The sequence below is a fragment of the Stenotrophomonas sp. 96582_Sma genome (genome assembly GCF_056480905.1).
The window spans coordinates 2,205,722-2,218,109 of the sequence record NZ_CM151122.1 but is presented as its reverse complement, the minus strand read 5'-3'; the positions used below and the strand labels follow the sequence as shown (position 1 = coordinate 2,218,109).

Sequence of the window (12,388 nt, the reverse complement as noted above, 5' to 3'; positions counted from 1 at the left end):
CGACGCGCACGCCGCCCCGCCGTGTGACTTACTGCTTCGGGGTGATGCGGGTGATGCGGTCACCCTTCGGGTCTTCGGCGCCGCGCGACTTGTTCACCGCGAACACGTTGCCCTTGCCATCGGCACGGACGTGGTTCGGCAGCGTGCCGCCGTCGAGGTTGGCGACCACCTTGCCGTCACCGTTCACCACGGTGACCGTGCCAGCGCCACGGTTGCTGACGTAGGCCAGGCCGGAGGCATCATCGAAGGCGACGTTCAGCGCGCCGGCGCCGACCGGCACATCGTGCAGCACCTTGCCGGCGGCCACATCGACGATCAGCAGGTTGTCGGTGCCCTGCGAGGCCACGTACAGGCGGTTGCGCGCTGCGTCGAAGGCCACGCCCGAGGCGCTGATCGAATTGCCTAGGTCGATGACCTTCTCGACCTTGCCGCTGGCCACGTCGATCACTGCCGCTTCCGGGGTGCCGATGCTGACGGTGAACAGCTTGCCGCCCTTCTCGTCCAGCACCAGGCTCATCGGGGTGAACTTGCCGTCGTCCACGCCGGACTCCAGCGTCACCGCCGGCAGCTCCTTGAGGGTCTTGGCGTCGAACACCGACAGATGGTCCTCGCCCGTGGCCGAGGCGAACACCTTGCCGTGGGTGCCATCAACCACCACGTCGCGCGCGTGCGGCACGGCATCGACCGGGAACTGGTGGACCAGCGACAGGTCCTTCTGGCGGTAGACCGCGATGGAGTTCTGGCGGGTGTTGGTGACCCATACATTGCCGTTGGTGTCATCCACGCCAACGCCGTAGACCGCGTAGACCGCGCCATTGGTGCTGCCCGGCACCTGCGCCGGGGTGATCGCCTTGGTCACCTTCAGCGACTTCGGGTCCAGCTTCAACAGCTGCGACTGGGTCACCGGCGGGCGGCCCACGGCCGAGGTCACGAACACCGCGTTGCTGGCGGCGCTGTAGGCGGACTGATACAGGCCCGGCACCAGCTTGTTGGACTGGGTGGCGAACTGCGCCTGGCCGGACAGCGGCAGCTGCGGCGAGACACGCAGCTTCAGCACGGTGGCTGCAGCCGGCTGGCTGGCGCGCACCACCACCGGGTGGGTACCCGGCACGGCGTCGGCCGGAATGCTCAGCTGGGTCTTGAAGTTGCCATCGGCATCGACCACCAGCGGCTGCGTGTTGAGTACGCTGTCGCCACGCAACAGGCTGACTTTCTGGCCCGGCACGAAACCGCGACCGACCACGTCGGCAGTGCTGCCGGGAACCACGTTCTCACCGCGCGAGACGACCTCGCCCTTGAAGGTGGCGTTGGCCGGCTGATCGAACACCGGCTGTGCGGTGGCGGTCACGGCCAGCAACAGGCCAGCGGCGAGAGATGTGAGACGGAAAGACGGACGGAACGACATGGAAGGCTCCTTGCACACGTAGGCCGCGCCACGTGACGCGGGATTCATCGGTTGCCTGGGCCGCTGCACATCGGCAGCCTCGCCTGGGTAGTGGGGTCGCACGCCTTGGCATGCGAAGGGATTCATTCGGCGGCGTTGTCACCGCTATTGGGTGCGCCGTCACCGGCACTGCGGTCGGTCACGCCGTACAGTTCATGCAACGCGGCATGGAACGACGCAGGCAGCATCGGGCCGTGACCGAGGCCGTCGAACTCGCGGTACTGCACGCGCATGCCCGGCACCTTGGCCAACCGCTCGGACAGCTGCATCGCCGCATCCGGGGTGGCACCACCGATGCGGCGCAGGTGTGCGACCACGCGCGGATTACTCATGTCGCGCTTGCCGCGATCACCGACACGCTCGGCACCGCCCAGCATCAGCCAGAGCTTTGCTGGCTGGCCATGCACGTTCTGCACGAACTGCTGTTCCGGATCACCCAGCGCCGCGCCCTGGCTCCACCACAGCGACGGACTGGCCGCCAGATAGGACTGGAAGGCGGCGGGACGGGTGTACAGCGCATTGAGCACGAACAACCCACCCAGCGAGTGGCCCCAGAGTGCTTGCTGCTGCGTATCAATGCGTGCGCGGCGCTCGACTTCCGGCTTGATGCGGCGTTCGATCACATCCAGGAACGCGGCAGCACCGCCACCGACCGCCTGGGTCGTACCGCTCTCGTCGTCGGCGCGGTCGATCCACGCGGTGTAGTCGCGGGTGCGCGCCTTGGAATCGATGCGCAGGTCGTTGTCGTAGCCGATCAGCACCAGTACCGGTGGCGCCTTGCGTGCCGCCAGCTCGGCCAGCAACGGCTGATCCAGCACCATCGCCACCGCATTGCCATCCAGCGCGTACAACACCGGCATCGGCGCCTTGCCGGCCTTGGCCGGGATCGCCACATTCACCCGCCAGCGGCGTTGCTGGTCAGGGCTGTCCACCACGAACTGCTCGAAGCGATAGCTCGCCGCCGGCTCGTCGAGCACGGTGTGGCCGATCTTCTGCAGCGGATTGCGCTGCTGGGCATGGGCGTACGGGGTGGCCAGGAGCAGACCCATCATCAAGGCGACCAGGCCGCGGGCCAGTGGACCACGGCGCGAAGGCGGGACGAAATGCTTCATCAGCGGCGGCAGAAGCGGCTCACGGCCGCCGGTTCACAAGGGACCGCAGTCTACCTTAAACGCGAATGATTATCACATCGATCGAACGTCACACTGTGTATCACGCGCGCATGAGGGCCTTCGGCACGAAACGAGACAATGGGCAGGCTGGATTCGCGCCACGGCCATACGGCAAGCTAGGCGGTATCAACAAGAACAGGGACTGTCATAGCGTGTACGCCATTTGCCGCAGCCTTGCCCGAAAAGGGCTCGACACGATTCGCCCACACGTCTTCCCCGTGAGCATACCGACCACCGAGAGGCCCGCGTGCAACATCTGCGGTTTCCGCCTGCGAGCATCCCGCGAGGCCATCGCCGAAAGGGAAACCCGCAGCTGTATTGGCTGCGGATCCACTCTGCGCTTCCGTGCCCTCATGGCAGCCCTGCAGTCGGAGATGGACCAAGCGCGGGAGATCCGCGTGCTTGAGCGGATCCCCAGGCGCGGACAGATCAAGGGAATCGGCATGACCGACGCCCATATCTACACTAATGCCCTGCGGCGCAAGTTCGATTACATCAATACCTACTTCCACAAGCGCCCCATGCTGGACATCCGTCACCCAGCCGCACACTACCTGGGAAAATATGACTTTGTTGTCAGCTCAGATGTACTGGAACACGTGGATGGGCCCTGCGAGCGCACGCTCGAAAACCTGCGGGCATTGTTGAAGCCGGGCGGGCTGCTTGTGCTCACCGTTCCCTATGGATTTCACGAGGTCACGATTGAGCACTTCCCTGAGCTCAACGACTACCGGATCGAGGGCAAAGGTGCGGATCGGGTTCTTGTCAACATCACCAGCGATGGCAGGGAGCAACGATTCTCTGACCTGTCCTTCCATGGTGGTGACGGCTCAACTTTGGAACTGAGGATCTATTCGTATCCTCACCTGGTGCGATTGCTGGGGGAAGCCGGCTTTGTTGACGTCAAGCTGCACGATAGCCAATACCCGCAATGGGGCATCATCCACGACAGCCCGCTGGGCTTGCCTATAACGGCACGCGCTGCATAGGCCGTCAGCCCCCTCCGGTATCCTGCCTCGCGCAACCGACACCCCCTTGCAAATGACGAAGCCGGCATCACGCCGGCTTCGCCCCCCCCCCCCGCTTCTGTAGAGTCGAGCCATGCTCGACTCCCGCAGCCTCACGGCCCCGAAGGCACCGGACCGTAAACATTCTCCTGCGGCGTGCCCGGCAGCAGCGAGAAGATCATGATCACAATGCCACCGCCCGGCACCAGCGCCAGCAGGAACAGCCAGCCCGACTGATTGCAGTCATGCAGGCGGCGTACGGTCACGGCAATCAGCGGCACGATCGTGGCCAGCCACATCACGCCCAGCAGTACCACCATGCCAATCAGGATGCCGGCCAGCGCATCGGGGCTGTTGCGCAGGAGGATCGCCAGCACACCGGCCAGCAGCATCACCGCGGTTGCGACCAGGAACAGGAACAGCTGGTACATCCAGTACTCGCGGCGGTTGGCGCGGCCCTCGAACTGGGCGTAGCGCTTCAACGGCAGAATCATTTCCTGCACGGCATCGATCCTTGAAAGAGAAGCCGCGGAGTGTGCCAAATGCAGGCGCACAGGACAATGTGGCGACGAACCACGCCCGCCTGCCATTGCCCCCCTGTAGAGTCGAGCCATGCTCGACTGCCATTGCCCTCTGTAGAGTCGAGCCATGCTCGACTGCTGTTCCAGAAGGCACCCGTAGTCCGTGCAAGAGCGGAGTCGAGCATGGCTCGACTCTACAAGAGCGGGCTCAACGACCCTTTGCCGCCCGCGCCGCTTCGCGCTCGGCGCGCAGCCGGTCCAGCTTTTCCTTCAGCTTGATTTCCAGGCCGCGCGGCACAGGGTTGTAGTACACGCGCTCGCCCATCGCATCCGGGAAACCGGTCTGGTCCAGTGCGATACCACCTTCGGCATCATGGTCATATTGGTACTCGGCACCGTAGCCCAGCTCCTTCATCAGCTTGGTCGGCGCATTGCGCAGGTGCAGCGGCACTTCTTCGGTGCCACTCTCGCGCACATCGGCCTTGGCCTGGTTGAAGGCCGCATAGCCTGCATTCGACTTGGCGGTGCTGGCCAGGTACAGCACCAACTGAGCGAACGCGAGTTCGCCTTCCGGGCTACCCAGCCGCTCGTAGATGTCCCAGGCTTCCAGCGCCATGCTCTGCGCGCGCGGATCGGCCAGGCCGATATCCTCGATGGCCATGCGGGTCAGCCGGCGCGCCAGGTAGGACGGATCGCAGCCGCCATCAAGCATGCGGGTCAGCCAGTACAGCGCGGCATCCGGATTGGAGCTGCGCACGGATTTGTGCAACGCCGAGATCTGGTCGTAGAACTGCTCGCCGCCCTTGTCGAAGCGACGGGTGCGGTCGGCCAGCACCTGGGTCAGGGTCTGCGGGGTGATGCGACCACCCTCCCCGCCCGCCAGCTCGGCAGCGATTTCCAACAGGGTCAGCGCACGGCGCACGTCGCCGTCGGCGGCGGTCGCGATTTCCAGCAGCAGCTCGGGGGCGACCTCGATGCCCTCCTCGCCCAGGCCGCGTTCGCGGTCACCCAGCGCACGCTCCAGCGCCTCGACGATGTCGGTAGGCGAAACACCTTCCAGCACATGCACGCGGCAGCGCGACAGCAGCGCCGAGTTCAGCTCGAAGGACGGGTTCTCGGTGGTGGCACCGACGAACAGGATGGTGCCGCGCTCGATGTGCGGCAGGAACGCATCCTGCTGCGCCTTGTTGAAGCGATGCACCTCATCCACGAACAGCACGGTGCGGCGGCCTTCGGCGAACCGTTGCGCCGCCTCGGCCAGCACCTGGCGCACTTCCGGCAGGCCGGACAGCACTGCGGAGATCGCACGGAACTCGGCGTCGGAATATTCGGCCAGCAGCAGTGCCAGCGTGGTCTTGCCGCAGCCCGGCGGCCCCCACAGGATCATCGAATGCACGCGACCGGATTCGACCGCGCGGCGCAGCGCACTGTCCGGCGCGAGCAGGCGCTTCTGCCCGACCATTTCGTCGAGGGTTCGCGGTCTCATGCGCTCGGCCAGCGGGCGCATGTGTTCCCGATCAACGCTCAGCAGATCGGGGCCGGGGAATGAAGTGGAGCGATGTCTTGGCACACGGCCATTGTACCGCGCCGGGTGGCCACGATTCCGGTAGTGCCGGCCGCTGGCCGGCAGATCAAAAGCGTGTCAACCAAGGTTGACACCCACCAAGACGGTGCCGGTTGACACCCACCAGAGCAGATAGCGCCGGGCCATGCCCGGCAGATCAGGCCACAGGTTCGGTAGTGCCGGCCGCTGGCCGGCAGATCAAAAGCGTGTCAACCAAGGTTGACACCCACCAAGACGGTGCCGGTTGACACCCACCAGAGCAGTTTGCGCCGGGCCACAGATCAGTTACCGATGACGTCGGTGCCCTTCGGCGGGGTGAAGCTGAAGGTGCCGGCAGCAAAGCCCGGGTTGCGCTTCCAGCCACTGAAGCTGATCACGGTGCGCTGACCAACCGCATCGGTGATTTCCATCTTGGCCAGACCTTGGGCATTGAAGCCCAGCGCGGCGTACTGGAAGCTGGCTTCGGTCTCACGCTTCGGCGACAGCGACAGCCACTGCAGGCCATCGCGCTGCGCGGCCTCTTCACTGACGTCGTACTGCTGTTCCAGCAGCGCCGGGTTGATCAGCGCGGTCAGTGGGCTGTTCTGCTCTTCCTTGCCCTGCTCGCGAACAGTGGCCTGCTCCAGGTCCGGCTCGTACATCCAGACCTTCCTGCCGTCAGCCACGATCAACTGCTCGTGCGGGCGCACGTATTCCCAACGGAACAGGCGCGGCGCCGACAGTGCCACACGGCCACTGGTCGATTCCTTCACCTTGCCGCGACTGTCGAACACCTGCTGGCTGAACTGGCCATCCAGGCCCTTCAGGCCGCTGGTGAAGGTCTTCAGGTCATCGCGGGCGCCAGCCCAGGCGCTGCCGGCGGCGGCGCAGGCCACGGCCAGGGTGGTGGTGGCAAGGAAACGGCGGAAGCGGAAGTTCATGCGGGAATCCTGTGGGCGCGGGCGCCAGGAAAGGTGGTTGCCAGTGTGCCCGGGGAAAGATGAATGGGCGATCAGGGCGACATTATGCCGCCCTGAACGTCCATCGGCGATTCAGCCACCGGATCCCGGCAGCTTGCCGTACAGCACCTGGCCGCGGAAGCCACGCCGCACTTCGCGATACAGCGCGCGGAACGCCGGATAGTCCTGCGGCTGGCACAACGCCTCTGGCCCACGCACTGCATTCTGCTGCAAGCGGTGGTGCACGATCACCTCCTGCCCCTCGCGACTCCAGTCCACCCGGTACTCGCCGGCTGCATTGGCGAAACGCTGGCTGGCCGGGATGGCGATGATCGGCGCATTGGCCGGGAACTGCAGGCGATAGGTTTCCTCGCGCAGGCTGGCATTGCAGTAGAACGGCGTTTCGTTGGCCGGCGCCGAGGCAGTGGCGTACAGCCCACGCACCGACTCGCCACCCGGCGGATCCGGCACGGCCATGCCGCCGGCCACGCTGAAGTCGGCGTAGTCCTCGGCCTGGAACGCCATGCGATAGCCAAACGGCCGGGTCAGGTCGACCGGCACGCCCTGGATCTGCAGCTGCCCTCGCCCATCGAAACCGGACGCGGCCATGATCTGCTCTTCAGCGCGCGCACGGTTCTGCGCGTTGAGCTGGGAGAACTGGGCGCGCATGCCGATCTCGGCGTTCTCGCCCAGCTTCGGAATCGTCTCGCCGCGCAGGTTGCCGTTGGCGTCGAAGGTGAAGCGCACCTCCATCGAGGTGGCATTGCGCTCCGGCGTATTGGCCGGAGTGCGCGCCAGTGAGGCGTCGCGGGTACGCATCACCGGTGCGCCCAGGTCACCTTCCGGCAACTGCCCAAAGCGCGCCCACGCGGTGGTCGAATCCAGGTACAGATCGAACTCGGGGATGTAGGTGATGGCGTGGTTGAAGCGACCCAGCACCGGAATCTTCGGCAGTGTCGGGCCGCCACCGGCACCGATCAGCACCGGTGAGCTGGCGATGCCCTTGGCCGCCAGCAGCGCCTCCAGGATCGTCACATGGTCCTTGCAGTCACCATAGTGGTTGTCGAGGATGCTCTGCGCACTGTTCGGCTCCAGGCCACCATTGCCCAGGTACACCGCCACGTAGCGGATGTTCTGCGCCACCCAGCGGTACAACGCGTCGGCCTGCTCGCGACGGTCGCTGATGCCAGCGGTGATCTCATCGGCCAGCGCCTGCAGCTCCGGCGTGACCTGCGCGGCCGGGCCGGCCTTGAGCTGGTAGGCGCGCCCCATCTGCGACCAGTCACGATAGGTGCTGGCCATGATGTTCGGGCCGAACTCCCAGCCCGCCGCCGACCAGTTCTGTGCTGGCATGGCTTCGCGACGCTGGTAGCGCCAGCGCCACTGTGCCTGGCCGTTCTTCACCGTCGGGCGATCACTACCCTGCACGCCGCGGCTGTCGACGAACATCGGCAGGTTGGCCGGCGCACTCAGGGTGACCTCGGCGTCCTCGTACTCGGTGAAGACATTGAAGGTTTCCCACAGGCCGAAGTAGCCGGGGAAGTACGGCGTGGCCTGGGTGCGGCGTACCTGGTAGAACAGGCGCGTGCCCGGGGCCAGGTTCGGGAACACGATCACCCGCACCTTGCGGTCGGCATACATTGCCGCCGAGGCGCTGGAGTAGCTTTCCTGGGTGTAGATGCGGTCGGCCGGCACGTCGCGGCGCTGGCCGTCGGCGGTGATGGTGTAGGCGCCGAGTACTTCCAGCGTCTCCATCTTCTCGCTGTAGCTCAGCCGAACTTGGCTGAACTGCTCGACCGAGGCCTTGGTCTTGAGCAGGACTTCGTAGGTTTCGGTCTGCACATTGCCCGCATCCGGCCGCACCTGGTAGTCGGCGCGGTAACGGACAATGCTGAAATTATTGCTGGCTTCGGTATCGCCGCTGGTTGAAGGCGGCGCCGTGGCGGGCGCGGAGGTGGCGGTGTCTGCCAGTGCCGGGCCGGCAGCCAGGAAGGCTGCCAGCGCCAGTGCCAGCGCGCTTGGTACGGGGTGAAGCATGCGTCGGTTCCTTGGACGTCGTGGGGGATACGTCGGGTCTTACTTCGGCGGCGGCGGTGCCAGCACCGTGCGGTCGCCGTTGTGCTCGGGCGGACTGACCACGCCGGCCGCTTCCATGGCCTCGATCAGTCGCGCTGCACGGTTGTAGCCGATCTTCAGCCGGCGCTGCACGCCGGAAATCGAGGCGCGACGGGTCTCGGTGACCACCCGCAGCGCTTCGTCATACAACGGGTCGGACTCGTCGCCGGCAGAGCTGTTCTCGGGCAGGCCGGTGGCACCGACGACCACGCCGTCGCCCATCGTCTGCACCTCGTCCAGCACGCCGTCGACATAATCGGCCGGGCCCATCGCCTTGAGGTGTTCAACCACGCGGTGCACTTCCTCGTCGGAGACGAAGGCGCCGTGCACACGCTCGGGCATGGCGGTACCCGGCGGCAGGTACAGCATGTCGCCGTGGCCGAGCAGGGTTTCTGCGCCGGACTGGTCGAGGATGGTGCGCGAGTCGATCTTGGAACTGACCTGGAAGGCGATGCGGGTCGGGATGTTGGCCTTGATCAGGCCGGTGATCACGTCCACCGACGGGCGCTGCGTGGCCAGGATCAGGTGGATGCCGGCCGCACGCGCCTTCTGTGCCAGGCGCGCGATCAGCTCTTCCACCTTCTTGCCGACGATCATCATCATGTCGGCGAATTCGTCGATGAAGATGACGATGAACGGCAGCGTCTCCAGCGGACGCGGCGCCTCACCCAGTTCCGGGTTCGGCTTGAACAGCGGGTCCATCAGCGGCTGGCCGGCGTCCTGGGCTTCCTTCACCTTCTTGTTGAAGCCGGCCAGGTTGCGCACGCCCACCGCGCTCATCAGCTTGTAGCGGCGCTCCATCTCGGCCACGCACCAGCGCAGGCCGTTGGCGGCCTCCTTCATGTCGGTGACCACCGGCGCCAGCAGGTGCGGGATGCCCTGGTAGACGCTCAGTTCGAGCATCTTCGGGTCGATCATCAGCATCCGCAGGTCTTTCGGCGAGGCCTTGAACAGCAGGCTCAGCACCATCGCGTTGACCGCCACCGACTTGCCCGAACCGGTGGTACCGGCCACCAGCAGGTGCGGCATGCGCGCCAGATCGGCCACGGTCGAGCGGCCAGCAATGTCCTTGCCCAGCGCCAGGGTCAGCACGCTGGCCGACTTGTCGTATTCCTTCGAACGCAGCAGCTCGGAGAGGTAGATCATCTCGCGGGTGACGTTGGGAATTTCCAGGCCGATCACCGATTTGCCCGGAATGACGTCGACCACGCGCACCGACTTCACCGACAGGCCGCGCGCGATGTCCTTGTCCAGCGAACTGATCTGGCTGACCTTGATGCCCGGCGCCGGCTCGATCTCGAAACGGGTGATGACCGGGCCGGGGTTGGCGCCGACCACCTGGGCGTCGATGCGGAAGTCCTTCAGCTTGAACTCGATCTGCCGCGACAGCGCGTCCAGGGTTTCCTTGTCGTAGCCCACCGGCTGCGGCTTGGGGTCGTCCAGCAGCGCGAGCGGCGGCAGGTCCGAGCCATCCCCGTTGACGCCACGGAACATCGGGATCTGCGTGTCGCGCTTGGCTCGGTCACTCTTCTCGATCACCGGTTCCGGGCGCGGCTCGATCTTCACCGGCTCGCGCTTGGCGCGCACCTCGGCATCGGCCTTGCGCACTTCCTGGCGCTCCTCGCGCATCACCCGGGTCTGCTGCCACTCGGTGACTTCTTCCTTCTTGCGCGCCAGCAACGGCGCCAGCGACATCACGCCGCGGCCTATCTTCTCCATCACCGTGAACCAGGACAGCCCGGTGGCCAGGGTGATCGAGGCCAGCAGCAGCACCAGCACGAACAGGTTCGCGCCCAGCGCGCCAAAGCCCACCGTGAGCGAGTTGCCCACCAGCTTGCCGAGGATGCCGCCGGCACTGGAGACATCGCCACTGAACAGGCGCACATGCAGGAAGCCGGTGCCGGCGATCAGGAAGCCGACCAGGCCGACCAGGCGCAGCGCCGGGTCCAGGTCGTTCTCGCCCTTGCTCTCGCGCTTGAGGCCGAACATGGCGATCCACGCCAGCGCGCCCAGCACCACCGGCAGCAGGAAGGCGATGTAGCCGAACAGCTGCAGCAGCACGTCGGCGATCCAGGCGCCGGCGCGGCCGCCGAGGTTGTGCACTGGCGCGACCACGCTGCCGGTGTGCGACCAGCCCGGGTCGGTCGCTGAATAGGTGAACAGACTGGCCGCCAGGTACAGCAGCGCCGGCGCGATGGCGATCAGGCCAAGGTCGCGCCAGAGGCGTTGGCGGCGTGGATTGTCGGTCGTCGCCGCCGCGGCCGTGCGACGTGACGCCTTGCTGTCGTCGGACTTGGAGCGTTCGGGGACCTGCTTCGCCACCTTAGACCATACCTTTGGAATGCGCTGTTAGTGATTGATAATAAATGAGACGGCGTCAGTTTTCAGTTATGCGACATCTGACAGGGCAATCAGAGGGCCGGAACCACTGCTGGATGACGGCGTTCTGTTCATCGGCTTGAATCGCCCTGCCCCAGCCGCCACTCTATGACCAGCCACGGATGCTGCGCAAACATCGCCAGCGCCTTGTCCCATCTACCTTTTCGCGAGTCTACATGAGCACCAGCCTGCCCTCCCGCCACCAGCGCCTCGTCATCCTCGGTTCCGGCCCGGCCGGTTGGACCGCCGCCGTCTACGCCGCCCGCGCCAACCTGAAGCCGGTCGTCATCACCGGCCTGCAGCAGGGTGGCCAGCTGATGACCACCACCGAGGTGGACAACTGGCCGGGTGACGCCCACGGCCTGATGGGCCCGGACCTGATGGCGCGCATGCAGGCCCATGCCGAGCGCTTCGAGACCGAGGTCATCTTCGACCACATCCACACCGCCGATGTGTCGCAGCGCCCGTTCAAGCTGATCGGCGACAGCCACGAGTACACCTGCGATGCCCTGATCATCGCCACCGGCGCCACCGCCAAGTACCTGGGCATCCCGACCGAGGACGAGTTCAAGGGCCGCGGCGTGTCCGCCTGTGCCACCTGTGACGGCTTCTTCTACCGCGACCAGGACGTGGTCGTGGTCGGCGGCGGTAACACCGCCGTGGAAGAGGCCCTGTACCTGTCCAACATCGCCCGCAAGGTCTACCTGGTCCACCGCCGCGACACCCTGAAGGCGGAGAAGATCATGCAGGACAAGCTGTTCAAGAAGGTGGCCGAAGGCAAGATCGAGACCGTCTGGCACCACCAGGTGGAGGAAGTGCTGGGCAATGACGCCGGCGTGACCGGCGTGCGCGTGAAGTCCACCCTGGACGGCAGCACCCGCGACATCGACGCCCACGGCTTCTTCGTGGCCATCGGCCACCACCCGAACACCACCCTGTTCGACGGCCAGCTGGCGATGAACAACGGCTATCTGGAAATCCGTTCGGGCCTGGGCGGCAACGCCACCCAGACCTCGGTGGAAGGCGTGTTCGCCGCCGGCGACGTGGCCGACCAGCACTACCGCCAGGCGATCACCTCGGCCGGCTTCGGCTGCATGGCCGCTCTGGACGCCGAGCGTTATCTGGACGCGCAGGGCAAGGCCAGCTGAGGGGCGAACCCGCTGCTGTAGCGTCGAGCCAGGTTCGACTCAGGCAAAAGGCCGACGCCAGTGCGTCGGCCTTTCTGTTTCATCTGCCCTATCCTTTCCT

The 12,388-nt window shown here is 65.8% G+C and carries 9 protein-coding genes; 2 read left to right on the top strand and 7 right to left on the bottom strand.

What is annotated here, in order from left to right; genetic code table 11:
- Positions 1-28: 28 nt before the first annotated feature.
- Both ACZK2R_RS10310 and ACZK2R_RS10305 read right to left on the bottom strand, forming a co-directional pair.
- Positions 29-1,405 (bottom strand): YncE family protein, encoded by a 1,377-nt coding sequence (locus ACZK2R_RS10310; protein WP_065723255.1) that lies wholly within the window; start codon positions 1,403-1,405, stop codon positions 29-31.
- Between the two features lie 122 nt (positions 1,406-1,527).
- On the bottom strand, positions 1,528-2,556 hold the full coding sequence (locus ACZK2R_RS10305; RefSeq protein WP_180837730.1) for an alpha/beta hydrolase: 1,029 nt from the start codon (positions 2,554-2,556) through the stop codon (positions 1,528-1,530).
- Between the two features lie 278 nt (positions 2,557-2,834).
- Here ACZK2R_RS10305 and ACZK2R_RS10300 point away from each other — a divergent pair, with 278 nt between their 5' ends.
- Positions 2,835-3,605: a methyltransferase domain-containing protein gene (locus ACZK2R_RS10300; protein WP_253143106.1), complete on the top strand. Its 771-nt coding sequence runs from the start codon at positions 2,835-2,837 to the stop codon at positions 3,603-3,605.
- 131 nt (positions 3,606-3,736) lie between these two features.
- Here ACZK2R_RS10300 and ACZK2R_RS10295 read toward each other — a convergent pair whose 3' ends face one another.
- The 5 genes from ACZK2R_RS10295 to ACZK2R_RS10275 all read right to left on the bottom strand — a co-directional run bounded on the left by ACZK2R_RS10295 (position 3,737) and on the right by ACZK2R_RS10275 (position 11,083).
- Entirely contained in the window at positions 3,737-4,126 is a 390-nt protein-coding gene (locus ACZK2R_RS10295) for a DUF805 domain-containing protein (protein ID WP_106548556.1), read from the bottom strand.
- 226 nt (positions 4,127-4,352) lie between these two features.
- Positions 4,353-5,651 carry a replication-associated recombination protein A gene (locus ACZK2R_RS10290; RefSeq protein ID WP_223276803.1) on the bottom strand — a complete coding sequence of 433 codons (1,299 nt, stop codon included), beginning with the start codon at positions 5,649-5,651 and terminating at the stop codon, positions 4,353-4,355.
- A 338-nt stretch (positions 5,652-5,989) separates the two neighbouring features.
- Positions 5,990-6,628, bottom strand: a complete 639-nt coding sequence (gene lolA, locus ACZK2R_RS10285) for an outer membrane lipoprotein periplasmic chaperone LolA (RefSeq protein WP_024958744.1) — start codon at positions 6,626-6,628, stop codon at positions 5,990-5,992.
- Positions 6,629-6,739: 111 nt separating this feature from the next.
- Positions 6,740-8,683 (bottom strand): DUF3857 domain-containing protein, encoded by a 1,944-nt coding sequence (locus tag ACZK2R_RS10280; RefSeq protein ID WP_125895921.1) that lies wholly within the window; start codon positions 8,681-8,683, stop codon positions 6,740-6,742.
- Between the two features lie 39 nt (positions 8,684-8,722).
- Complete coding sequence (locus tag ACZK2R_RS10275; RefSeq protein ID WP_032127351.1) at positions 8,723-11,083, bottom strand: DNA translocase FtsK; 2,361 nt, start codon at positions 11,081-11,083, stop codon at positions 8,723-8,725.
- Between the two features lie 233 nt (positions 11,084-11,316).
- On the opposite strand from ACZK2R_RS10275, the gene trxB reads away from it, so the two are divergent.
- Positions 11,317-12,288, top strand: coding sequence for a thioredoxin-disulfide reductase (gene trxB, locus ACZK2R_RS10270; RefSeq protein WP_014037154.1), 972 nt, complete (start codon positions 11,317-11,319; stop codon positions 12,286-12,288).
- Positions 12,289-12,388: the final 100 nt, after the last annotated feature.